Origin of the sequence: Paraburkholderia sp. BR10936 (assembly GCF_040965735.1) — a bacterium.
Taxonomy (GTDB): domain Bacteria; phylum Pseudomonadota; class Gammaproteobacteria; order Burkholderiales; family Burkholderiaceae; genus Paraburkholderia; species Paraburkholderia nodosa_A.
Genome location: NZ_JBFRCM010000018.1, coordinates 150,026 through 172,389, shown reverse-complemented (window position 1 = coordinate 172,389; position 22,364 = coordinate 150,026). Strand labels below are relative to the sequence as shown.

Here is a 22,364-nt window from a genome sequence, read left to right as displayed (position 1 = left end):
ACGTATCGGAGTCCGAATCATGCGATTTGCAAGTTTCATCTACGAGGGCCGGGCGCGCATCGGGGTGGTCGAAGGCGACCAGGTGGCCCCATTGCCGCTGTCTATGGGCGACCTGCGCGATGTGATCGCCGGTGGCCAGGATGCGCTGTGCAGTATCGCCAGCGCGTTGTGCGACGGCACGCTGGAGTGCATCGCAATCGATGGCCTGCGCCTGCTGCCGCCGCTGCAGCGCTTGCCGCGCGATGTGCTTTGTGTCGGCTGGAACTACTGGGACCATTTTCTGGAAGGCGAGGGCAAGCGTGAAGGGCAGGACGTGCCGCGTCCCGAAGCCCCGACCTTCTTCACCAAGAGCCCGCACACCGTCATTGGACCGCGCGACGACATCGCTTTCGATCCGCGCATCTCGGCCAAATGGGACTACGAGGCCGAACTCGCGCTGGTCATCGGCACCGGCGGCCGCAGCATCGCCGCGAGAGACGCCATGCGGCACGTCTGGGGCTATTGCCTCGCAAACGACATTTCTCAGCGCGACCTGCAACGCCGTCACGGCGGCCAGTGGCTGAAGGGCAAGAGCATCGACAGCACCATGCCGTTGGGGCCCTTCCTGGTGACGGCCGACGAGATCGATCCGCGCGAAGTCCGGCTGCAATGCCTCGTCAACGGCGAGCTGCTGCAGGACGCCTCAGTGTCGCAGATGGCTTTCGATATTCCCGAACTCATCGCCGAGTTGTCGTTCGGTATGACGCTGCACGCGGGCGACCTCGTTCTGACCGGCACGCCGGCCGGCGTGGGCAACGCACGCGAGCCGCAGGTTTTCCTGCAAGCCGGCGACGTCGTGACCGCGCGCGGTACGGGCTTGGGCGAACTGGTCAACCGGGTGGTCGAGACCGACCTGTATGGACAATCGAGTGTTACGGACATGCGGAGGCGCCCATGAAAGCCAGCTTCGATGCAAGCGGCGACGTGATCGTCATCACGGGCGGCGCGAACGGGATCGGCGCGGCGCTTGCGCGTGCCTGCGCGGGGGCGGGGGCAGCGGTGATTGTCTGCGACGTGGACGAGCACGCCGCCGCGGCGTTGCTGGCCGCCGAGCCGCGCCTGCAGTTTGTCCGGCTCGACGTCAGCGACCGCGATGCCGTGATGGCCGCCATGCAGTCCATCGAGAACGAACACGGCCACATTGACGGTCTGGTCTGCGCAGCGGCGGTGCAGCCGCGCCGGGCTGTGCATGACACGGCGCCGGCTGACTGGCAGCGCACGCTCGGCATCAATCTCGATGGCGTGGTGTGGTGCTACCAGGCTGCGATGCCCGGCATGATCCGGCGGCGGCGCGGCAGCGTGCTGGCGTTCTCGTCGGGACTGGCCCATAGCGGCTGGGCCGACTCTGCCGCGTATGCCGCCAGCAAAGCCGCACTGGTGGCCTTCATCAAAAGTGCTGCGAAGGAGGTGGCCCGGCATCGGGTGCGGGTCAACCTGATCGCCCCCGGCGTCATCGACACGCCCCAGTACCGGCATGCCAATGCCGGGAGCGACGACGCGCACTGGGCCGCCACGCTCGGGGTAGGCCAGCCGGAGGACGTCACGGGGCCGCTGATGTTCCTGCTGTCCGACGCCGCCACCATGACCGCGTCGGTGCTCAGCCGGGACTATGCCTGGCAGGCCAGCGAACCCGCGGGGCACGAGCAATGACATTCACCGGAGAACCACAACCATGCAGCCTGTACTGATCGTTGGCGCTGGGCCGATCGGGCTGACCACGGCGCTCGGTCTTGCGTACTACGGCATTCCCTTTCTGCTGTTCGAGGAAGACGGCAGCCTGTCGCTCGACACCAAGGCGGGCACGCTGCTGACGCGCACGTTGGAGGCCTTTCGCCGCTATGGCGTCGCCGATGCCGTGCTGGAGCGTGCGCTTCGAGTCGAAGAGATCGGCGAGATCGAACGGGAGAGCAATCTCTCGCAGTCGTCTGTGCGCACGGCCGTGCTGCGCGACGAGACGCGCTACCCGTTCGTCGTCAACCTGCCGCAGCACCATCTCGAGCCGATCCTGCGCGACGCGGTGGAGCGTGTGCCGCAAGGCCGCTTGCTGATGAAGCACCGCCTGGTGTCGTTCGACTCCGGCGCCAGCGGTGTGCAAGCCATCTTCGACACGCCCGATGGCCCGCAGCGCTTCGAGGGCAGCTACCTGCTGGCGTGCGATGGCGGCCGCAGCACGGTGCGCGCGCAATGCGGTGTTCCGGTGGTCGGCACGTCGCTCGATGTGCGCTACATGCTGGTGGATCTCAAGGTCGACCTCGATGTGGCCAATCCGCGCGACTATCCCTATCTCGCGTACTTCTCGGATGCGCAGGAGTGGATGATCCTGGTGCGGCAGCCGCACTGCTGGCGCTTCCTCTATCCGCTCGCCAGGGACGCGGACGAACCCACCGACGAGGCGCTGCGCAGCAAGGTGCTGCGCTTCATCGGCAAGGTCGACAAGGTCGAGTTGCTGGGGCGGGTGAGCTACCGCGTGCACCACCGCATTGCGCGCCAGTGGCGGCGCGACCGCGTGTTCCTGATGGGCGACGCTGCGCATCTGATTACACCGATGTGGGCGCTTGGCCTCAATACCGGCGTGCTGGATGCCATCAGCCTGCCATGGCGCCTCGCGTGGGTGCTGCGCGGCTGGGCCGACAGCAGCCTGCTGGACGGCTACGAGCGCGAACAGCGCCCGGTTGCGGAGGAAGGCGCGGGCGAGATGGCGGAGGCCGCGCGTCACCACATGGCCATGCAGGGCGAGGCAAAACCCACCGCGGCGCTGCAGGACTGGGGCAACGCCTATACGCGCACGCTGCTGGGCGTGCGGCTGGATATCAACGGCAGTGGCGACTGGTCGATGATCCGAACGGAGGCCGAGCCGCCGCCGCTGCAGGTGGGCGAGCGCATCCCGGATTTCCTGCTGCATGGCCCCGCCGGACGGCCAGTCCGGGTCCACGATCTCGTCGACGGCAATTTCCTCGCGCTGTATTTCGACGACGTGCGCCGCCAGCCGCAGATCCCACACAACACGTCCCCCGCCTTGCGTCACTTCGTGGTGTCGCGCTGGGACGCCCCCCTCGACTCCGGCCTGCGCGACCGCGCCCTGCTCGATGTCGGCAACCAGTTGCGCGAGCGCCTCGGCGTGGCGGACGGCACGCTGGTGCTGATTCGCCCGGACGACCATGTCGCCGCCATCGTGCCGATCGCGCCGCAACGTGCCGAAGACCTCTATGCATCCATCGTCGGCGTGCCCGCGCCGCAAGGGAGTTCGCAATGATCCGTGGACCCAGCGTGCTCGGCCTGAACGGCTTTGGCCTGGAAGTACCGGACCTGGGCGCCGCCCGGGCCTTCTACGAGACCTTCGGCCTCGAAACCGCGACGGTGCAACCGGGCGTGCTGCGCATGCGCTCGCCTGGCCGAACCAACGATGAACTGATCTTGTCGGCCGGCGCGGGCAAACGGCTGCATCATGTGTCTTTCTACTTTGATCCGCTGCAGCGCGCGGACTTCATCGAGAAGCTGACTCAGGCCGGACTCGACGTCCTCGAGCAGGCCCCGCCCGGCGGCCACCGGGACGGGCTCTGGTTCCAGGACCCGTGGGGTACATGGATTCATCTCAGCCCACATGTTCCGGGGTCGCTCGCGGAGCCCGCCGCCGATGCCGTGCTGCGCCGGCCGGTGGACGTCGCGGCGTGGCAGGCACTCGATGGCGGGCGCGCCCCGCTCAAGATAGGCCACGTGCTGATCTTCACCCCCGACCTGGCAAGGGCGGAGCGCTTCCTGTGCGATACGCTCGGCCTGCGTGTGGCCGACAGGGCAGTCGGAAAGGTGAGCTTCCTCGCTGCGGGCGAGGGCGTGATCGACCACCACTGTTTCGGCCTGATCGCCAGTACGCACCGCGGCTTCCAGCATGCCAGCTTCCAGATGGGCGGGATCGACGACATCGGTTTCGGCGCCTGGCGCATGCGCGAGGCGGGTTACCGGGACAGCTTCGGCCCGGGACGACATGCGCTGGCGTCGAACCTGTTCCAGTATGTGCGGGATCCGTGGGGTAGCTGGGTGGAGTACTACGCCGACATGGACAAGATCAGCGACCAATGGGTGAGCCGGGACTGGACGGTCTTGCCGTACATCTGGGGGCCGACGTGGTCGCCGGAATTCTGGGGAGGGGAGATGAATGCCAACCTGGAGCCACGGTGACCCCGCGTATGGATTGTCGGAAGACGAAGGAAAACCCATGTCCTCGATCGCATTGGATGTCCATACTCACCTTGTGCCCGGCGGCAGGGCTGCATTGCCGCCATTGGACGGTGTCGTCAGGCGGACTGCCGACGGTGTGATGGTGATCGACGGCCAGCCGCTGATGGCCATGGACCTGTATCACCCCGAGCGATTGCTCGCCTGGATGGAGGCCAACGGCGTGCGGCGTGCGCTGGTATCGGTGCCGCCGCCGCTCTACCGGCAGCACCTGGACGCCGTCGCGGCCCACACCTGGGCTTGTTACGTCAACGATGGCCTGCTCGAGATCGCCGCTCGCCACAGTGCAAAGCTGGGTGCCTTGCTGCATTTGCCGATGGAGCACCCGGCGGTGGCGCAGGCATTGGCCGCGTGTTATGGCGAGTCGGCTCATGCAGGATACGCGCTGGCGGCAGGAGGCGTTGACGCCGTCGATTACGGCGATCCGGCGCACCGGCCGCTGTGGGAGCGGCTGGACGCGCAGGGCGCCTTCGTCTTCCTTCATCCGGCGCACTGTTGCGACGGCAGGCTCACACGGCATTACATGGAAAACTTGCTTGGTAATCCTTACGAGACCGCGGTCGCGGCGTCGCAACTGCTGATGGCGGATGTCCCGAAGCAGTACCCGCGCATCCGCTTCTGCCTCGCGCACGCTGGCGGCGCGTTCCCGGCGGTGTGCGGACGCTTGCAGCGTGGCTTCGACACCGGGCGTCCGGGAGTGCCGGCACAGATCGAGCCGCCCTTGCAGGCGGCGAGGCGCTTCTTCGCCGACTGCATCGCGCACCAGCCCGCCGGCCTGCGGCTGGCACAGGAGGTATTCGGCCGCCCTAATGTGCTGTTCGGCTCGGACTGGCCGTTTCCCATGGGCATCCCCTCGCCGGGCACCGATGACACCGTGCGCGCGTGGAGACAAGACGCCACGCCGTAACGGCCCGGCGCACACACCACAACAGGCAGAGAACGAGAATCAAGGAGACAACATGAATGTGGAACAAGGATCAGCCGCGGCCGGTATGCCGGCGGCTGCCGATGGGCGGCGGGCGATGTTGCGCAAGACCGTCATGACATCGATCGTCGGGCAGGCACTCGAATGGTACGACTTCTTTCTATATGGCACGGCCGCGGCGCTGATCTTCGGCAAGCTGTTCTTCCCGATCGGCACGGACCCGCTGGTGGGCACGCTGGCGGCCTTCGGCGGCTTCGCGGTGGGGTTCGTCGCGCGCCCGCTCGGCGGCGTGATCTGCGGTCACGTGGGCGACCGCTACGGCCGCAAGCTGGTTCTGGTGCTGACGCTGGTCGTGATGGGGCTTGCCACCGCCCTGATGGGCCTCCTGCCGACGTATCGGCAGATCGGGATCTGGGCGCCCGTGCTGCTGGTGTTGCTGCGTCTCTTGCAAGGGCTGGCTGCTGGCGGCGAATGGAGCGGCAGCATCCTGCTGATCAGTGAGAATGCGCCGCCGACGCGGCGAGGCTTCCTGTCGGCCTGGAGCCCGAGCGGGGCGACCGTCGGCTTCGTGCTGTCGGCAGTCGCCTTCTGGGCGGCGCAGAAGCTGCCTGCCGAAGACTTCATGAGCTGGGGATGGCGCGTCCCGTTCCTCGCCAGCATCGTGCTGGTCCTGGCGGGCTACTACATCCGCAGCCGGATTCCCGAAAGCGCGGAGTTCGTGGCGGCCAGGCGCAGCGGCCACGGTGTGCGCCTGCCCGTGATCGAAGTGCTGCGCCAGCAGCCGAAGGAAGTGCTGATGGTGGTGGGGCTGCGCATGGCGGAAGGCGGCGCGTCCTATATCTTCTTCGCATTCTCGCTCGCCTATGGCGCGCATCTTGGCATTCCTAACCAGGTCATGCTGGAAGGGCTGACGATCTCGATGGTGCTGGTCATGGGCACCGCACTGGCGTATGGCCACCTGTCCGACCGAATCGGCCGACGCACCGTCTATATGGCGGGCGCGGTCGGCGTGATGCTGGTGGCGTTCCCGTTCTTCTGGCTGATCGATACGCGCCAGCCGTCTCTGGTGCTGCTTGCTTACGTGCTGGCCGATTCCGTGGTGCTGGCCGCCATGGTCGGTGTACAGCCGAGCTATATGGCAGAGCTGTTCCGGACGGAAGTGCGCTACTCCGGCATGGGCGTTGGCCGCGAACTGTCGTCGGTGATCGGCGGCGGCGTGGCGCCGATGGTCGCCACGGCCCTGCTGGCGAAGTATCACTCGGCGACGCCTGTCGCGCTCTATCTGATCGTGCTGGGGGGCATCACGGTGATCGCGCTCATGTTCACGCCGGAAACGCTGCCCAGTGAGGCGCGCAGGCGCCCCGGGCAGGCCTGAAGGAAGGGAGCGCCATGACAACCCCGACTTCACCCCTGGCCACGCCGATCGCACAGCGGCTCGTTTTCGATCTGGTGCGCGGAGAGGTCCGTGACCATGATCGCCGCTACCTGCTGATGCGCCCCGATGTCCTCATGGGCATGCTGCAGTTGCTGGATGACACCACGCGGGCGCAAGCGCTGTGCGCCTTCGCCGACTCTACGGCCCGGCACGGCAAGCTCAGCATTCTCGCCTATCTCGACGGCCTGCCCGGCCGCGGGGCGGGCGACGGCAATGCGCTGCTCGATCTGATCTGCGAAACGTCGCCCGCGCTTGGCTGGGGGCGGTGGGACTTCGAGCGCAGCGGCGATGGTCTGGTTCTCAATGTTTTCAACAGCCCCTTTGCCGCGGGCTACGGGTCGGCGGCCCAGCCGGTCTGCGCGCCGATCGCAGGCATGTTCCGCACCGTCGCCGCGATTGTGTTGGGGCAACCTGTGCGCGTGCAGGAAACCGCGTGCGCCGCCGTGCATCCATATGCCACTTGCCGTTTTGTCGCCCGCCCGGCACTGGCGAGCAACGAGGAAGGAGACTTGACATGACCCGCTACCGGGACGATGCCGGCGCCATCCGCGCGCTGGTGCAGGAAGACCGCGTGCACCGCGACGTCTACCTCAGCGAGGAATTGTTCCGCCTCGAGCAGGAACGCTTGTTCCAGCGCAGCTGGAATTACGTCGGCCACGAAAGCCAGGTGCCCGAACCGGGCGACTACTACACCACGGAGATCGCCGGCCAGCCTCTGATCCTGGTGCGCCAGCCGGACCGCAACCTGCGGGTGCTGATGAACCGCTGTGCCCACAAAGGTGCGCGACTCGTTTGCCAGGTGCAAGGCAACACCGGCAAATTCTTTCGTTGTCCATACCACGCGTGGGCCTACAAGACCGATGGCGCCTTGCTGGCCGTGCCGCTGAAGACTGGCTATGAACATACCCGCATGCACGCCTGCGAGTCCGGAGCTGGCCTGGTGGCGCCACGCATGGCGGTGCATCGCGGTTTCGTCTTCACTTGTTTGTCGGCGGAGGGCCCGGAGTTTTCGGATTACCTCGGTCCCGTGCTGACGGTGCTCGACAGCCTCGCCGACCGCTCCCCCATGGGCGAACTGCAAATTGCCGGCGGCTGCCTGCGCAGCGTGATGCGGTGCAACTGGAAGATGTACCTCGAGAACGTCAATGATTCGGTGCACCCGGTTTCCACGCACGAGTCGGTCTCGGCGACGGCCAGGTCCGTGCAGGACACGCAGCCGGCCGATGCGCCGGAGTCGATAGCCCTGCAGCAACTGCTGCCATTCGGCTCGGGCTATGACTTCTTCACGAGAACTGGCGCGCGTATCTATCCGAACGGGCACAGCGTGCTGGGTATCCACGCCAGCATCCATTCGGGATATGACATGCCGGAGGATTACCGGCAGGCGCTGGAGGCGGCCCATGGCGCGCAGCGAACAGCTGAAATTCTCGGCTTCGCGCCGCAGAACGTGGTCCTGTTTCCGTCACTCGCGCTCAAGGGATCGCCGCAGACGCTGCGTGTGATCAAGCCGCTGGGCATGGACCGTACGCTGGTCGAGGTCTGGGCGCTGGCACCCAAAGGAGCGCCGCAGGTGCTACTGGAGCGCACGCTGACCTACAACCGGCTGACGTTCTCGCCGATGTCGGTGGTGGCACATGACGACATCCATATTTTCGAGGGCGTCCAGAGATCGCTAGCCGCCCAGGGCAATCCATGGATCAGCCTGCATCGTGAGTACCGCGACGGCGAACAGCTGGAGCTGGAGCAGGAGGTGAGCGGCACTAACGAACTGCTGATGCGCAACCAGTTCCGCGCGTGGGCGACGCTGATGACGGCGGATGCGAAAGGAGCATCGGCATGACTGGCTCCGACGCAACGATCGAACTGGTGGTCGACGAAGTGATTCCGCTGACCGGCACCATCACCGAGTTCCGTCTGCGGGATCCGGCGGGCAGGGCGCTGCCGGGGTACACCGCGGGCGCCCATCTGCGCGTGCGGGTCGCGCCTGGCGGCACCGCGGACTGGCGGCATTACTCGTTGATCAACGGCACGGTGGGCGCCACGCTGGCGCCTGAGGTCTACCGCATCGCCGTGCGGCGCGAAGACAATGGTCTGGGCGGCTCTCGCTGGATGCACACCATGCTGAAGCCTGGCAGCCGGTTGCTGACCAGCCAGCCGCGCAACGCCTTTGTGCTCGACTTGGATGCCGAAGACGCCGTGCTGATTGCCGGTGGCATCGGGGTCACGCCCATTGTGTCGATGGCGGCCGCGTTGGCGGGCGCCGGGCGGCGCTACCGCGTGCACTACAGCGCCCGCGACACCCGTCAGCTGGCATTTGCGCAGGAACTGCGCGGCATCGCCGGCGCGCACCTATCGCTTTACGCCGACGAGGGCGTACTGCCGGTGCTGGATATCGCGGCACTGTTGCAAGGCTTGCGTCCCGGCCAGCCCCTCTACGTCTGTGGCCCGGCGGGGATGATCGACGCGGTGCTGGCCCAGGCGTACGCGCGCGGGTGGGCTCGTGAGGACATTCACTTCGAGCGGTTTGCCGCGCCGCCTGCCGCGGCGTCCGACACCGGCTTCGAAGTCGAGCTGCGCCAGTCGGGTCGCACGCTCACGGTGGCGGCCGGGGAATCGATTCTTGACGCCATGCTGGAGGCCGGCCTCGACCCGCTTTACGACTGCAAGCGCGGTGAATGCGGGCTGTGCCGGACGACGGTGCTGGAAGGGGCACTCGATCACCGCGACTATTGCCTCAGTGAGTCGGAACGGCAGGCAGGCAATGTGATGCAAATCTGCGTGTCGCGCGCCGGCTGCGGGCGGCTGGTGCTCGATGCATGAAGGGGAGCGGGAACATCATGGGTCAATACCGGGACAATCCGGAAGCCCTGCGCCGGCTGGTGCAGGACGAGCAGGTCCATCGGGACGTCTATCTCGATGAGGAGGTCTTCGCGCTGGAAATGGAGCGGCTCTGGTCACGGGCGTGGGTGTACGTCGGTCACGACAGCCAGGTGCCGCAAGCCGGCGACTTCATCACGGCGGACATCGCGGGGCAGCCCGTCATCATGGTGCGGCAGCCCGATGGCACGGTGAAAGTCCTGCGCAACCGGTGCGCACACAAGGGCGCCCGGCTGGTTTCGCAGGCCAGCGGGAATGTCGGTCGCTTCTTCCGTTGCCCGTATCACGCGTGGACGTACAAGACGGATGGCGCGCTGCTGTCGATACCGCTGCGGCAAGGCTACGAGGGCACCAGCCTGGATGCCTGCCCCGCGAGCCAGGGCATGGGGGCGTTGCGGCACGTGGCGAGCTATCGCGGTTTTGTGTTTGCCCGCCTGGCTGACGACGGTCCGGCGTTCCACGCGTACTTTGGCGAGGCGCTGACGTCCATCGACAACATGGCCGATCGCGCGCCGGAGGGCGAGCTTGAAGTCGCGGGGGGCGTACTGCGCTACACCCACGACTGCAACTGGAAGATGTTCATCGAGAACCTGAACGACACCATGCACCCCATGGTGGCGCACGAGTCGTCTGCGGGCACGGCAAGACAGCTGTGGGCCGGCAAGCCGCAAGACGAGCCCCTGCCGATGGCGATCGAACAGCTGGTGCCCTTCACATCGGGCTATGCGTTCTCCGACGAGATGGGCGTGAGGGTGTTCGCCAACGGGCACAGTTACACGGGAGTCGGCACGGTGTCATTGCATGCCAATTATGTCCGCATGCCCGAATACGAGGAGCGCATGGCCGAGGTCTATGGTGTGACACGTGCCGCGGAGATCCTCGCAACGGTGCGGCACAACACCGTCTTCTATCCGAGCCTGACAATCAAGGGCGCCATTCAGGCGATCCGCGTAGTGCGGCCGGTGGCGCCCGGCAAGACGATCGTGGAATCGTGGACTTTCCGCCCCAAGGGTGCGCCGGAGGACCTGTTGCGCCGTACGCTGATGTACACGCGACTGATCAACTCGCCGATGTCCGTAGTCGGCCACGACGACCTGCACGCCTACCGCGCGATGCAGGAAGGGTTGCGTGCAGGCGGCAATGAGTGGGTGAGCCTGCACCGCAACTTCGATGCCTCCGAAGTCGGGCAGGAGGACACCACCGCCAACGGCACGAGCGAAATCTCCATGCGCAATCAGTTCCGCGCATGGGCCCGATACATGTCACCGGAAATCCAGTCAGGAGATAAAACAAAATGAGCCAGCCCCAACTCACGACGCTGCCCGCGCGGGATGACCTGATCGCCTTCGTCTATGAAGAAGCACGGCTGATCGACGACAAACGCCTCGACGATTGGCTCGCGCTCTTCGCGGACGACGGCCGCTACTGGATTCCGCTCGTGCCGGGCCAGCCGGATGGCATTAACCACGCGTCGCTGATGTACGAAGACCGCCTGCTGCTTCAACTGCGCATCGAGCGCATGCGCAGCCCGCGTGCTTTCTCCCTGCAGCCGGAAAGCCGTTGCCTGCACGTGCTGCAGTGTCCGGAAGTGTTGGCGCAGGACCACGAGAGCGGTACGTACCTCACGCGCACCCGCTACATCTACGTGGAGACGCGGGGCGAGGAACAGCAGGTCTATGCCTGTACGGCCGAGCACACCCTTGTGCTGCGCGACGGCATGCTGAAGGTGCGGCAGAAACGGGTCAACCTGCTGAACTGCGACGCCGCATTGCCCTCGGTCCAGCTTTTTATGTAGAGCTACCGGCGGCGCGCGGCGCGCCGCTGAATACCCAGTCTGCTTCTGTCGCGGTAAGCGCAAGAGTCGGTTAGTTCAAATACGATACGTATTCCTTCTTCAGCCAGTTAAATCATGGCGGAATCGATATTGTGTCACCCGTTGCCTCGTGCAAGAATTATGTAATCCAGATTAATTTCGATCGACCGTGATGCTAAAAATCGCTGCCAAATGGTTCGAGTGCAAGCAGTTAGACGACGACGTCTATCTGTTCTGGGAGCCACATGTGATTCCCTTGTTCCGGTGCAACATCTGGTACGTGCGTGGCCGTGATCGCGATCTGATTATCGATTCTGGAATGGGCTTTTCGAGCCTCAAGGAGGCCGGCAAGCACCTGTTTGGCAAACGCACGGCAGCGATCGCGACGCACGCGCATCTCGATCACGTGGGCAATCTTCATGAGTTCGACGAATGCATGGTCCATCGGCTCGAGGCGCCGGGGCTGCGTAATCCGCAATGGTCATATACGCTCGCGGACGACCGCTTCAATCCCGAGTACTTCAAGAGTGCATTTGCCGATTTCCCTTACGAGGGCTCCGTGGTGGATGCGTTGCCGCACGCGGGATATGAGCTCGCGAGCTGGCACATCAAGCCAGCTCATGTGACACGCGAACTCGTCGACGGCGACATCATCGATACCGGCGACCGGCATTTCGAGGTGCTGCATCTGCCGGGGCATTCACCGGGCAGCATCGGCCTTTGGGAAGCGCGTACACAAACGCTATTTTCGGGGGATGCGATCTATGATGGCCCGTTGATCGACGACCTTCATCACTCGTCGGTGCCGGATTACGTGAAGACCATGCAGCGTCTCGCGCGTTTGCCAGTCAAGGTCGTCCACGGCGGCCATGACGCGAGCTTCAGCAGGGAGCGGCTCCTCGAACTCGTTGGTACGTATCTCAAGCGCATCGGTGCGTGAGCGGGGGGCGCCGCATGCCGGCGCTCGCTTCGATGCCGCTCAGAAGGCGTAAATGAACTGCATGGCGAACAAGTCATTCGCCTTGGCATACGATCCATCATTGCGGAGGAAGACCCGGTTGTTTGCCCAATCGTGCCGATACTCGACCTTCACCGTAATCTGCTGCGTCGGATAGAAGAGCAGATTCAGCGCAACGTCCTGACGAACCGCCCCCTTGCATTCGAATCCGAGGCCGCCGTTTGCCTTCGAGTTTGCCAGGCAGTCCGCGCCAATGCCAAAGCCGTTGTAAGGGTCCATGCCGTTGCCGTTCAGGAATATGCCCCCACCCCCACCACCGTTCTGGCTATTGACGAGGAAGTCGTAGCGCGCGGTGGCGCCCATGCGGCCAACGACCGGCATCGAGAACTTGCGGTGTGCCAGCAATGACAAGCCATACCACTGTGCATTGCCGCCATTGAACGCGGCGCGTTGCTGCGTGCCATAGTCGGCCTCGGCATTGAACTGCGCATCGGCAAGCGTGTAAGTGGCGTCGAGCTCGCCGAATATGAAGTATCCGCCCGAACTCGATGCCTGGCCGCCCGCTCCATAAACGGTGCGGCCCGTCACCGGATCGTGGGCGCTCGGCAACGTCTGCCGCCCGATGGTGAACGAGCCACCGGTGTCGAGCGCCGTGGACCACGTATAGTCCGCTCGCGCGGCGAAGCTCGGCACGCGGTTGCTTGTCGTGACAGGGTCGCCAAGCGCATTCTGTCCTGTCTGCGTGACGGCGCCGTAGGTCCGGGCCTGTTCATTGCCGAGCATGAACTTCCAGGACCAGTTACTGGCTTGGGGCGTGTAATTGAGGCCGACGCCGACGTAGGCGGCCGGGTCCGAGAAGTCATAGAGCAGGTTATGGGTCAGAGTCAGCGTTTGCGTGGACAGCTGATATTCATATCCGCCGAACGCGCTCATCAGTCCGGCAAGGAAGGTCGTCGTGCCCGACAACGGCACGGTGACGAATGCCGTGTTGAGAATGTTGTTGCCAATGTTGCCATGCTCGTTTGCCAGCAGCGAAATGCCATTGCCCCGATTGGGCATCAGCGAGAATTCGGCCGATGGCGCCATGGGGCCGACACCGAACGTCTTCTTGATGTTGAGGTAGACGTCGCCGATCGTGCCGTTGAAGTACGTATAGGATGACTCGTGATTCGCGAAGAGAAACGACGAGGTCCTGGCGGCCCGGTTATAGACGTACGCGGGATCGATATATCCGGTCACCGAAAGTCCGGCGAGCGGTCCCGAGGTGGCGGCATCGGAGAGCGAGTCGACTTTCAGCTGCTGGCTCGCGAGCTGCTGCTTCATGTCGGCGACGTCGTCGTTGGTCAGCCTTGCAGGCGCGTTTCCGTAGCCGGATACCGACGCATCGACGATTTGTGGCGCGTTTGCAGCGGGCGGTTTTGCGGCGAGTTCGGCCTTCAGCGACTCCACTTCCTTCTGCAGCGCCTTGAGTTCTTGCTGCAGTCCTTCGATCCGCGCGGAGATCGGATCGGCTGTCGCGAGACACGGGACGGTGCCGCTCACGAACAGGCAGATCAGTTTCCATCGCATGGAAAGTCTCCTTACTGTGTGGCCTTTTAAAGGGCAAAGCGAGTCCCTATCCGGGCCCAAATCGGTTGGCGTCGGGGGAAGTGGTGCAGCCGCCCGCCAAGGCTTGCCGGCGAAGCGGCAAGCCATCAGTCAGTTCGCGACGGTGTCGTCGGGGGGCTGAAGTGCTGTTATGGCGGCGTGCCGCCGCCGTGTGACAGGCGCGACCTTAGCGGCCGTCCTTCAGTTGCGACCAAAGACGCGTTTCCAGACGCTTGATTGCCGCGGGCAGCGGCTGTTGCATGAACAGCGTTGCAAGGACCTCGGGCTTTGGATAAACCATCGGGTCGTCGAGCAGCTCGGGTTTGACGAACTTCGAAGCGGCGCTGTCGGCGTTGGGGTAGTAAATCGTATTGGTTATCGCTGCGTGAACTTCAGGCCGCTCGATGTAGTTGATCCACTTGAGCGCCGCTTCCGGATGAGGCGCGTCCTTCGGGATCGCCATCATCTGGAACGAGACCGGTGCACCGCTCTTCGGTATGACGTACGCCAGCACGATATCTTTGTGTGCCTCGCGCACGCGGCTCGCAGCCATCTTGACGTCGCCCGACCAACTCACCCCGAAGCAGATGTCCCCGCCGGCGAGGTCATTGATCCATGAATAAAGGGCGAATTGCGTCACATAAGGGCGAATGCTCTTCAGCAATTCATAGGCGGCCTGATAATCAGCCGGATTGTGACTGTTCGGATCCTTGCCGAGATAGTGCAGGGCGATGGAAAACATGTCGGTCGGCGAGTCGAGCAGCGAGACGCCGCAGCTCTTCAACTTGCTCAGGTATTCCGGCTTGAACAGGACGTCCCAGTTGTCGAGCGCGACGGAGGGCCCGAGTGCCTTGCGCGCCTGGCTGACGTTGTACGCGAGACCGGTCGTGCCCCATGCCCAGGGCACGCCGTATTGATGACCCGGGTCGGCCGCGTCGGTCAGCTTCAACAGTTGCGGATCCAGGTTGGCAAGGTTCGGCAGCCTGGACTTGTCCAGCTTCAGGTAGATCCCCGCGGCCGCTTGCGCGCCGAGGTAGCTCGACGAAGGCACGACGATGTCATAGCCAGACGAACCGGTAAGCAGCTTCGCCTGCAACGTATCGTCGCTATCGAACACGTCGTAGCGGACGTGGATGCCTGTCTCCTTCTCGAAGTTTGGTACGGTATCCTTAGCGATAAAATCGTCCCAGTTATAGACGTTGAGTGTGTTCTCGTCTGCGAGCGCTGTCGTCGCGAATGCACAACAGGTGAGCAAGGCGAGCGCTATCCGTAAATTCGGTGCTGGCATGATGTCTCCGATAGGGTCTATGGTCGTTATAGTGAGTTGGCGCGTTCAGGGGTGGGGTTGCTTGCGCATGAGGAACAGAATGTCGGCCGCGAGATGCGCGGCCGCGAGCGCGGTGACATCGCTCTGATCGTAGGACGGCGCCACTTCCACGACGTCGGCGCCGACAAGCTGAATCCCGTCCAGCTCGCGCACGATCTCCAGTGCCTGCGCCGAGGAGAGTCCGCCCGCGACGGGCGTGCCGGTGCCCGGGGCGAAGGCAGGATCGAGACAGTCGATATCGAAGGTCAGATACACGGGGGCATCGCCTACCACCTCGAAAATCCGGTCGACCACAGCTGCTGTGCCGTGACGATGCACCCAGGGGGCATCGAGTACGCGTACACCCATGAAGTCGCTGTTCCAGGTCCGGATGCCGACCTGAACCGACCGAGCCGGATCGATCAGGCCTTCGCGGATCGCCTTGTAGAACATCGTGCCGTGATTGAGCGAATCCGCGTGCTCGTCGGGCCATGTATCGCAATGCGCGTCGAAATGAATCAGCCCGAGGGGGCGGCCGAAACGTTCGACGTGTGCGATCAACAGAGGGTATGTGATGTAGTGGTCGCCGCCCAGCGTCAGCATCTTGGCCCCTGAGGCGAGGATAGTGCGGGCGTGGGCCGCAATGGCATCGCGGATCGTCCACGGCCGATGCGCATCGAACCAGCAGTCGCCATAGTCGATCACGTTCAGTGCGTCGAGCGGCGCAAGGCCCCATGGATAAATGCCCAACTCCGCCAGTTGTACCGAGGCCGCACGCACGGCAGCGGGGCCGAGGCGCGCGCCGGGGCGGTAGGTGGTTGCAAGGTCGAGCGGCACACCGGAAATGGCAACGTCGACGCCGGTGAGATCACGGCTATAGGGGCGACGCAAGAATGACAGCGGTCCGGCGTAGGTCGGCGAAGCGGGGTCTTGCTGCTGCGGGGAACGATTGGTTGCTTGCGCGGAGTCGGTGGCGAATGGGTCTTTTTGCAAGGCGGAGGTCATGATCTCGGTATGTAAGGTGCCAGTAAATCGATTCATATGACTTGTCGTCTTTTCAGACGGAATTCCATAAACGCTATGATTCGCCGGACACAATTGATATAAAAGCGAAGGATTTTTCTGGAACGATCGATTTCGTTCATACCTCGATGCGAAGACTTCCACCTCTCCAGGCATTGCTGGCCTTCGATTCGGCGGCCCGACTGGGCTCGTTCACACGTGCGGCTCAGGAGCTGTCGCTGACCCAGTCCGCGATTAGCCATCAGATCCTCCAACTCGAGGAATGGACCGGGCAATCTCTCTTTTTGCGTGTGGGCCGGGGCGTCGTGTTGACCGCGGCCGGCAAGCTGTTTGCGCAGACAGTGGCCGGCGCGCTCGCGCTGCTGAGCGACGGCCGCGAGAGGATCGAGCCGTATGGCAACCCCGATTCGGTGCTGCTCTATTGCCCGCCGGAATTTGCCTCGGGCTGGCTGATTCCGCGCATGGACGAACTGACGGCCGCGATGCCGAACGTCGAGATCTGGCTGGTGACCGATATGGAGGTCACCGAGATCGACCGCGTCGACATCGATCTCGTGATATCGGCCAAGCCGATCAAGTCGCCGGATGTCGAATGCCTGCTGCTGATGGAGCAAGAAAAAGTGGCGATCTGCGGACCCGAGACTGCGAGCCGGCTGTATCACGCGCCGTTTCCCGAGGTGCTGGCGCGTGCACCGCTGCTCGTGCACGAACAATCACAGGAATGGGCACCCTGGTTGCCCGAACTGCGGCGCAGCGGTCTGCAAACCCGGCGCGTCATGACGAGTGCCGATCCGCATTTGCTCGTGGCGGCTGCGCAGCGGGAGGCCGGCATTGCCATGGTCTCGCAGCTGTTCGCGAGCGAAGCGCTGGCGCAACAGCGCGTATGCCGACTGCCACAGGTGCCAGGGGTTGCAATGCCGCCTCTGTGGCTCATGAAATCGAAGCTGCCCGCGCGCTCGACGGCGGTCGAGCCCGCCTTCCGATGGATTGCATCGGCATGCGGTGCCTGCGTCGATGATGCGTCCACGCCGATGCAGTGATTTCACAACACATCAAGCACCGCGGCGCGCGAGATCAACAGATCGATGCACGTTTTCCGCGTTCATCTTGACCATCGGAAAATCTGTGGTATCGTTCCCAAATCAAAATCGATAAGCGAACAGGAGACCAGCCATGGAGTCCCTCAACGGACGCAGGCCGACCGTCATCGACGTAGCGAAGCGTGCAGGGGTCTCCAAAAGTACTGCGGCACGGGTGCTGTCGGACGCGCCTAACATTTCCGATTCGGCGAGAGAGCAGGTGCTGCTGGCTGCGAAAGCGCTGGGCTACACACGTAATGAACTGGCGGTCAGCATGCGTTCGGGCCGCAGCGGCATGCTGGGGCTTGTCTTGCCGGACATCGCGAATCCGTTTTGGGGCGAGGTTGCGCGCGGTGCACAGGATCGGGCCGCGGATGCAGGGGTTTCCATCCTGATTTTTTCGTCCAACTGGAGCGCGGAAAAGGAAAGGATGCATTTGAGCACCATGATGCAGGCGCGTGTCGATGGCGCGATCATTAATCCGGTCGCCGACCAACTCGGCGATCTCGAGCGCTTTGGATTGCCTTGCATCATGATTGGATCGAGCGCGGAGCGATTTCCCGACAGTGCTTCGATTGGCTCGGACATTGCACAAGGCGTGGCTCTGGGCATGGATTACCTGCGCTCCCAAGGCCATCTTCGGCCCGCCCTCATCGTCGGACAGCGCACCCGCCTTGCCCGTGCGCGGTTTTTGCGCGCGGTACACGAACATTGCATCAAGCATGACATCGATCCCGTCACCCTGCCCGTGGAAGACGCCGACTACACGACGGAAGGCGGCGCACTCGCTATGCGACGTTTGCTGGAGCGGCATGAGGGCGGACATCTATGTGTGTTCGCCGCGAACGACCTCATGGCGCTCGGAGCGATGGGCGCCGTTCGAGAGACGGGTTTGCATTGTCCACAAGATGTGTCGATTCTTGGCTTCGACGGCATTCAAGCGGGCGCATTCGCGTGGCCAGGACTCACAACGATAGAAAAGCCCGCTCGTCAGATCGGCGCCGAGGCCGTCGCGCAACTCCTCAAACGCGATGTCGAGGCAGCCCAAGGCTCGCGGATTTATCTGCCATGCACGTTAACTGAACGTGGATCGATCGCCGATCTGCGTCGCAAATCGATGCGCGACTCCGTGGCATCAGGGGAGAGGCGCTGAGTCGCGACGACATCGATATATTTTTTCTGCAGAATGGGAACGTTCCCATATTCATGACAAAGCCAAAACTTATTGGAGGAGACAGGAACCATGTTGACCGTTCAACCAATCGTCCAACCGCCCGGCAGAACATATCTCCGGCCGATGCTGACCATCGGCATGCTGTACTTCGTGACCGGGGCCTTCAGTTGGCTAAACGGGCCGTTAACCGTCTTCGTCAAATTGGCCTTCAGGCTTGATGACGTTCAGGCGCTCCTGATTACCGTCGTCTTCTATGTTCCATACTTCCTGTTCGCATTGCCGTATGCCGCTGCGCTGAAGCGAATCGGGATGAAAAGAGGGATGGCGGCGGGCCTGGGCGTCATGTCGATCGGTGCGCTGTCCTTCAGCTGGTTCGTTGGTGCGCACAGCTACCCCCGGCGTACTTGCAAGCCTTTTGGTGATCGGAACCGGCCTGTCCTTGATGCAGACTGCCTACAACCCGTACGTCAGCATTCTGGGGCCGATCGACAGCGCGGCGCGGCGTGTGGCTACCATGGGAATCTGCAACAAGACCGCGGGTATCCTTGCCCCCTACGTATTCGGCGCATTGGTTATGGGTAGCGTGGGCGAATTCGTCAGCCGGGTCAAAGCGGCGCCGACAGCAGCACATGCCGACGCTCTGCTCAACGCATTTGCCGCCAGACTGCACGGACCGTATCTCACGCTCGCGGCCATTCTCGCGGCGCTCGCCGTTTTCATCGCATTTTCGTCTCTCCCCGACATCAAGCCATCGGAAGTCAATGTCGCTGAGCGCAGTAGTCATTCCGCGCGCAGCATCTTTTCATTTCCTCATCTTTGGTTTGGAGTGCTTTGCATCTTCACGTACATAGGCGCTGAAGTGCTGGCCGGTGACGCCATCGGCCTATACGGGCAAAGCCTGAATCTGCCGCTCGACGCAACCAAACACTTCACCTCTTACACGATGTCCGCGATGCTCGTTGGCTACCTGGTCGGGCTCGTTCTCGTGCCGCGCTTTATCTCGCAGCAGCGCTATCTGGTCGTCTCCGCACTCATTGGCGTGCTGCTCAGCGTTTGCGCATATCTCTCTGGCGGCTATACGTCGATTGCGTTCATCGCTGCACTGGGCTTTGCGCACGCGATGATGTGGCCGGCGATTTTTCCGCTCGCGATCAAAGGACTGGGCCGGTTTACCGAAACCGGATCGGCATTGCTGATTATGGGAATTGTGGGGGGAGCCGTGATGCCTCAACTCTTTGCACACCTGAAGCGAGTGTATGACTTTCAGTTTGTGTACATGGTGCTAACCGTGTCGTGCTATCTGTACATCATGTACTACGGCTTCCATGGCCATATGGTGGGCAGGCGGGAATCGAGCGTAACGAGGTCCCAAACGCAACGGACCCGACACGGCAGCGGCGAAAACAAGGACAAGGAAAACGTATGAGCATTGCCCACCAGTCACTGCAGGACCGTATCCGTGGACTTCTGTACGGGATCGCGTACGGCGACGCGCTCGGCGCCACGGTCGAGAAGCTTTCGGCGTCGCAAATCCGTGAGCGCTTCGGGCGAGTCACTTCGATCAATACCGAATGGCACCGCGCGAAAGATGACGAAGCCGGCCGTAAGGGACGCATACGTGGAGGCGGCATTGTCACCGACGACACCTTCATGGTGCTATCGCTGATGAGTGTGTACAACGAGGTCGGTCGGCACCTCGACGCGTGGGATATGGCCGATGCAATGGTGCGCCAGATCGCCTGGGTTCCGCGATGGATACCCGAACTGCAGCGCGAGACGGTGCTGATCGAGCGATTGTTTTATCCGGAGAAATGGATCTATTTGCGGCATCAGCTTGCTTCCTGCGATCCGCGTCAAGGAGGAATCGGGAACATGGTCAACTGCGGTGCGGCCATGTACATCGCGCCGATCGGCGCGATCAACGCCGGCGATCCCAAGGGCGCCTATGACGAAGCGATCGCATTTGCCAGCGGGCATCAGGAGAGCTATGGGCTCGAAGCAGCCGGTGTGCTCGCCAGTGCGGTAGCCGCGGCGTTCGTGCCTGGCGTCGCGATCGAAGCGGTTGTCGAGGCAGCGCTCGGCGTCGCAAAGGACGGCACGCGTGCAGCGATTGACGCGATCGCCGATGCCGCAGTGCGACTGCGCGGCAAAGACTACGAGACGGTGGTCACGGAATTTCACCGGATCATCGGACGCTTCTCGCCGATTGGTGACGATGTCGAGCATACCGCGAGAAAAGCCGGTATTGCGTCCGACGCCTATCGGCCCTCGCGGCGTCTTTCGATCGAAGAATTGCCGCTGGCGCTCGGCTTCATCATGACGAACTACGGCGACTTCCATCAGGCGATCGAGGACGGCATCAATTCGGGACGCGACACCGATTCGATTGGCGTGATGATCGGAGCGGTGCTCGGGGCAATGCATGGCAACACCGTGATCGAGGAGCGCATTTGCCGGCAACTTGACGAGGTGAACCGGCTGGATCTGCTGTTCGCGGCCGATTGCTTCGGTCAAACGGTGAAGGCTGTTCACGAGGCGGACCGTGCGTTCGCCGAGAAGAAGTTCAAGGTGCGCGCGGACCTCGCACGGAGGACAGGGAGTCCTGAAGCGTTCGGCACGGAATAGTCAGAACTTATGCCCGGGTGGTCGGTATTCGTATCGACCTCCGTTTTCAAATTGATTAGTACAACGAGTGATTTAATGAGAGACACTATCCCATTTTCTGCGATTGCAATCGCAATGTTTGCATTGACTGGCATCGCGCACGCACAGTCAAGCGTTACGCTCTACGGGATCGTCGACGATGGCCCCAGTTACACGAGCAATGCGGGTGGCCACGCTGGCTGGCAAATGGTCAGCGGAAGCGCGCAGGGAAGTCGTTGGGGGCTAAAGGGAATTGAAGACCTGGGAGGTGGCCTCACGACGATATTCAGGCTCGAAAACGGCTTCAACATCAATAACGGCACGCTATCGCAGGGCGGACGGGAGTTCGGACGTCAAGCGTATTTCGGATTGGCTTCGAGCACGCTCGGGACGCTGACGCTGGGTCGCCAACTCGACATGATCAATGATTATGTGGCGCCAATGACGGCAAACTCGTCGTGGGGAGGTTATGCCTTCTCGCACCCGTTCGATAACGACAATACGGACGGCTCGTTTCGCATCAACAACGCGATCAAGTACACCAGCGCGAACTATCTGGGCCTAAGTGTCGGGGCGACATACGCGTTCAGCAACACAACGGGTTTCGCGCAAGACCGTGAATACAGCGTGGGGGTTCAGTACACGCACGGTCCTCTGGTAATCGCCGGCGCGTACTCGAACGTCAACGGCCTCGGCACCAGCACGAACGGTGCCGTCACGCCCGACACCGCGCCGTTCGTCGCAGATTCCCAGAAGATAGCTGGCGCGGGAATCAAGTACGCTTTCGGACCTGCGGCAGTCGCCTTCGTTTATACCTATACGGACATCGGCCAGCCCGTAAGGAACAACCTCGTTCGCGCGACACTGAACGGCACGCGCTTGAGATTCAGCAACTACGAAATCAACGGGTCATACCAGGTGACTCCGCAGTTTTCCGTGATGGCGATGTACACCTTTACACATGGCGACTACGCCGCGAGCAACGGAACCGTCCGCCCGAACTGGAACGAGATTGGGGTGATGGGCGACTACCTGCTATCAAAGCGCACCGACGTGTATGTCCAGGGCGTGTGGCAGCACGTGAGCGGCGTGGCTGATGACATGGGCGGAATGGGCGGGGCGTTGATACTCGGCAGTGCGGGGCAGTCGAGTACGGCTAGCCAGATGCTCGTGCACGTGGGACTGCGGCACAAGTTCTGAGTGCGCTAGCCGGTGGTTTGCCGTAGATCAGTTGGGTGTGGGCGTGGGGCGATGCCGTGCGCCCAGACCGAT

The 22,364-nt window shown here is 63.1% G+C and carries 21 protein-coding genes; 17 read left to right on the top strand and 4 right to left on the bottom strand.

The genetic code is table 11. From position 1 onward, the window contains the following. Positions 1-64: 64 nt before the first annotated feature. The 12 genes from AB4Y36_RS31445 (at position 65) to AB4Y36_RS31390 (ending at position 12,262) form a co-directional block, all read left to right on the top strand. A complete protein-coding gene (locus tag AB4Y36_RS31445) occupies positions 65-937 on the top strand; it encodes a fumarylacetoacetate hydrolase family protein (RefSeq protein WP_368685072.1) in 873 nt (290 codons plus the stop codon). Further along, on the top strand, positions 934-1,689 hold the full coding sequence (locus AB4Y36_RS31440) for an SDR family NAD(P)-dependent oxidoreductase (protein WP_368685071.1): 756 nt from the start codon (positions 934-936) through the stop codon (positions 1,687-1,689). The genes AB4Y36_RS31445 and AB4Y36_RS31440 overlap by 4 nt, the downstream gene beginning before the upstream one ends. A gap of 22 nt (positions 1,690-1,711) precedes the next feature. Continuing rightward, entirely contained in the window at positions 1,712-3,292 is a 1,581-nt protein-coding gene (locus AB4Y36_RS31435; protein WP_368685070.1) for an FAD-dependent monooxygenase, read from the top strand. After that, a complete protein-coding gene (locus AB4Y36_RS31430) occupies positions 3,289-4,215 on the top strand; it encodes a VOC family protein (protein WP_368685069.1) in 927 nt (308 codons plus the stop codon). Before AB4Y36_RS31435 ends, AB4Y36_RS31430 begins: the two co-directional genes overlap by 4 nt. A gap of 37 nt (positions 4,216-4,252) precedes the next feature. Then, positions 4,253-5,179, top strand: a complete 927-nt coding sequence (locus tag AB4Y36_RS31425; RefSeq protein ID WP_368685068.1) for an amidohydrolase family protein — start codon at positions 4,253-4,255, stop codon at positions 5,177-5,179. Positions 5,180-5,231: 52 nt separating this feature from the next. Continuing rightward, a complete protein-coding gene (locus tag AB4Y36_RS31420; protein WP_368685067.1) occupies positions 5,232-6,572 on the top strand; it encodes an MFS transporter in 1,341 nt (446 codons plus the stop codon). Positions 6,573-6,586: 14 nt separating this feature from the next. After that, a complete protein-coding gene (locus AB4Y36_RS31415; RefSeq protein ID WP_368685066.1) occupies positions 6,587-7,150 on the top strand; it encodes a V4R domain-containing protein in 564 nt (187 codons plus the stop codon). Next, positions 7,147-8,472 (top strand): Rieske 2Fe-2S domain-containing protein, encoded by a 1,326-nt coding sequence (locus tag AB4Y36_RS31410; RefSeq protein ID WP_368685065.1) that lies wholly within the window; start codon positions 7,147-7,149, stop codon positions 8,470-8,472. Before AB4Y36_RS31415 ends, AB4Y36_RS31410 begins: the two co-directional genes overlap by 4 nt. Next, the gene (locus tag AB4Y36_RS31405) at positions 8,469-9,452 is read left to right on the top strand and encodes a 2Fe-2S iron-sulfur cluster-binding protein (protein ID WP_368685064.1); all 984 of its coding nucleotides are present in this window, start codon (positions 8,469-8,471) and stop codon (positions 9,450-9,452) included. Before AB4Y36_RS31410 ends, AB4Y36_RS31405 begins: the two co-directional genes overlap by 4 nt. A gap of 17 nt (positions 9,453-9,469) precedes the next feature. Further along, positions 9,470-10,807 (top strand): aromatic ring-hydroxylating dioxygenase subunit alpha, encoded by a 1,338-nt coding sequence (locus AB4Y36_RS31400; RefSeq protein WP_368606114.1) that lies wholly within the window; start codon positions 9,470-9,472, stop codon positions 10,805-10,807. Continuing rightward, the gene (locus tag AB4Y36_RS31395; RefSeq protein ID WP_368685063.1) at positions 10,804-11,304 is read left to right on the top strand and encodes an aromatic-ring-hydroxylating dioxygenase subunit beta; all 501 of its coding nucleotides are present in this window, start codon (positions 10,804-10,806) and stop codon (positions 11,302-11,304) included. The genes AB4Y36_RS31400 and AB4Y36_RS31395 overlap by 4 nt, the downstream gene beginning before the upstream one ends. A gap of 190 nt (positions 11,305-11,494) precedes the next feature. Then, positions 11,495-12,262: an MBL fold metallo-hydrolase gene (locus tag AB4Y36_RS31390; protein ID WP_368619758.1), complete on the top strand. Its 768-nt coding sequence runs from the start codon at positions 11,495-11,497 to the stop codon at positions 12,260-12,262. Positions 12,263-12,301: 39 nt separating this feature from the next. Here AB4Y36_RS31390 and AB4Y36_RS31385 read toward each other — a convergent pair whose 3' ends face one another. The 3 genes from AB4Y36_RS31385 to speB all read right to left on the bottom strand — a co-directional run bounded on the left by AB4Y36_RS31385 (position 12,302) and on the right by speB (position 16,178). Next, positions 12,302-13,849 carry a DUF3138 family protein gene (locus AB4Y36_RS31385; protein ID WP_368685062.1) on the bottom strand — a complete coding sequence of 516 codons (1,548 nt, stop codon included), beginning with the start codon at positions 13,847-13,849 and terminating at the stop codon, positions 12,302-12,304. Between the two features lie 205 nt (positions 13,850-14,054). Then, positions 14,055-15,155, bottom strand: coding sequence for a polyamine ABC transporter substrate-binding protein (locus tag AB4Y36_RS31380; RefSeq protein ID WP_368685061.1), 1,101 nt, complete (start codon positions 15,153-15,155; stop codon positions 14,055-14,057). A gap of 45 nt (positions 15,156-15,200) precedes the next feature. Beyond that, positions 15,201-16,178, bottom strand: coding sequence for an agmatinase (gene speB / locus AB4Y36_RS31375; RefSeq protein WP_368685060.1), 978 nt, complete (start codon positions 16,176-16,178; stop codon positions 15,201-15,203). 41 nt (positions 16,179-16,219) lie between these two features. Between speB and AB4Y36_RS31370 the strand changes: the two genes are divergently transcribed. Then, positions 16,220-17,236 carry a LysR family transcriptional regulator gene (locus AB4Y36_RS31370; RefSeq protein WP_141710806.1) on the top strand — a complete coding sequence of 339 codons (1,017 nt, stop codon included), beginning with the start codon at positions 16,220-16,222 and terminating at the stop codon, positions 17,234-17,236. Positions 17,237-17,369: 133 nt separating this feature from the next. Next, positions 17,370-18,428 carry a LacI family DNA-binding transcriptional regulator gene (locus tag AB4Y36_RS31365; protein ID WP_368685059.1) on the top strand — a complete coding sequence of 353 codons (1,059 nt, stop codon included), beginning with the start codon at positions 17,370-17,372 and terminating at the stop codon, positions 18,426-18,428. Positions 18,429-18,632: 204 nt separating this feature from the next. Here the strand turns inward: AB4Y36_RS31365 and AB4Y36_RS31360 are convergent, their stop codons facing one another. After that, the gene (locus AB4Y36_RS31360; RefSeq protein WP_368685085.1) at positions 18,633-18,836 is read right to left on the bottom strand and encodes a hypothetical protein; all 204 of its coding nucleotides are present in this window, start codon (positions 18,834-18,836) and stop codon (positions 18,633-18,635) included. Between AB4Y36_RS31360 and gluP the strand changes: the two genes are divergently transcribed. From gluP to AB4Y36_RS31345, 3 genes are all read left to right on the top strand, one after another. Beyond that, the gene (gene gluP, locus AB4Y36_RS31355; protein WP_368685058.1) at positions 18,802-19,875 is read left to right on the top strand and encodes a glucose/galactose MFS transporter; all 1,074 of its coding nucleotides are present in this window, start codon (positions 18,802-18,804) and stop codon (positions 19,873-19,875) included. The genes AB4Y36_RS31360 and gluP overlap by 35 nt on opposite strands. Continuing rightward, the gene (locus AB4Y36_RS31350) at positions 19,872-21,074 is read left to right on the top strand and encodes an ADP-ribosylglycohydrolase family protein (protein WP_368685057.1); all 1,203 of its coding nucleotides are present in this window, start codon (positions 19,872-19,874) and stop codon (positions 21,072-21,074) included. The genes gluP and AB4Y36_RS31350 overlap by 4 nt, the downstream gene beginning before the upstream one ends. Before the next feature lie 75 nt (positions 21,075-21,149). Beyond that, a complete protein-coding gene (locus AB4Y36_RS31345) occupies positions 21,150-22,292 on the top strand; it encodes a porin (RefSeq protein ID WP_368685083.1) in 1,143 nt (380 codons plus the stop codon). Positions 22,293-22,364 lie beyond the last annotated feature (72 nt).

Coding starts and splice junctions, on each gene's coding strand:
- AB4Y36_RS31440 (WP_368685071.1), top strand. CDS start 934: ATGAAAGCCAGCTTCGATGCAAGCGGCGACGTGATCGTCATCACGGGC.
- AB4Y36_RS31435 (WP_368685070.1), top strand. CDS start 1,712: ATGCAGCCTGTACTGATCGTTGGCGCTGGGCCGATCGGGCTGACCACG.
- AB4Y36_RS31430 (WP_368685069.1), top strand. CDS start 3,289: ATGATCCGTGGACCCAGCGTGCTCGGCCTGAACGGCTTTGGCCTGGAA.
- AB4Y36_RS31425 (WP_368685068.1), top strand. CDS start 4,253: ATGTCCTCGATCGCATTGGATGTCCATACTCACCTTGTGCCCGGCGGC.
- AB4Y36_RS31420 (WP_368685067.1), top strand. CDS start 5,232: ATGAATGTGGAACAAGGATCAGCCGCGGCCGGTATGCCGGCGGCTGCC.
- AB4Y36_RS31415 (WP_368685066.1), top strand. CDS start 6,587: ATGACAACCCCGACTTCACCCCTGGCCACGCCGATCGCACAGCGGCTC.
- AB4Y36_RS31410 (WP_368685065.1), top strand. CDS start 7,147: ATGACCCGCTACCGGGACGATGCCGGCGCCATCCGCGCGCTGGTGCAG.
- AB4Y36_RS31405 (WP_368685064.1), top strand. CDS start 8,469: ATGACTGGCTCCGACGCAACGATCGAACTGGTGGTCGACGAAGTGATT.
- AB4Y36_RS31400 (WP_368606114.1), top strand. CDS start 9,470: ATGGGTCAATACCGGGACAATCCGGAAGCCCTGCGCCGGCTGGTGCAG.
- AB4Y36_RS31395 (WP_368685063.1), top strand. CDS start 10,804: ATGAGCCAGCCCCAACTCACGACGCTGCCCGCGCGGGATGACCTGATC.
- AB4Y36_RS31390 (WP_368619758.1), top strand. CDS start 11,495: ATGCTAAAAATCGCTGCCAAATGGTTCGAGTGCAAGCAGTTAGACGAC.
- AB4Y36_RS31385 (WP_368685062.1), bottom strand. CDS start 13,849: ATGCGATGGAAACTGATCTGCCTGTTCGTGAGCGGCACCGTCCCGTGT.
- AB4Y36_RS31380 (WP_368685061.1), bottom strand. CDS start 15,155: ATGCCAGCACCGAATTTACGGATAGCGCTCGCCTTGCTCACCTGTTGT.
- speB (WP_368685060.1), bottom strand. CDS start 16,178: ATGACCTCCGCCTTGCAAAAAGACCCATTCGCCACCGACTCCGCGCAA.
- AB4Y36_RS31365 (WP_368685059.1), top strand. CDS start 17,370: ATGGAGTCCCTCAACGGACGCAGGCCGACCGTCATCGACGTAGCGAAG.
- AB4Y36_RS31350 (WP_368685057.1), top strand. CDS start 19,872: ATGAGCATTGCCCACCAGTCACTGCAGGACCGTATCCGTGGACTTCTG.
- AB4Y36_RS31345 (WP_368685083.1), top strand. CDS start 21,150: ATGAGAGACACTATCCCATTTTCTGCGATTGCAATCGCAATGTTTGCA.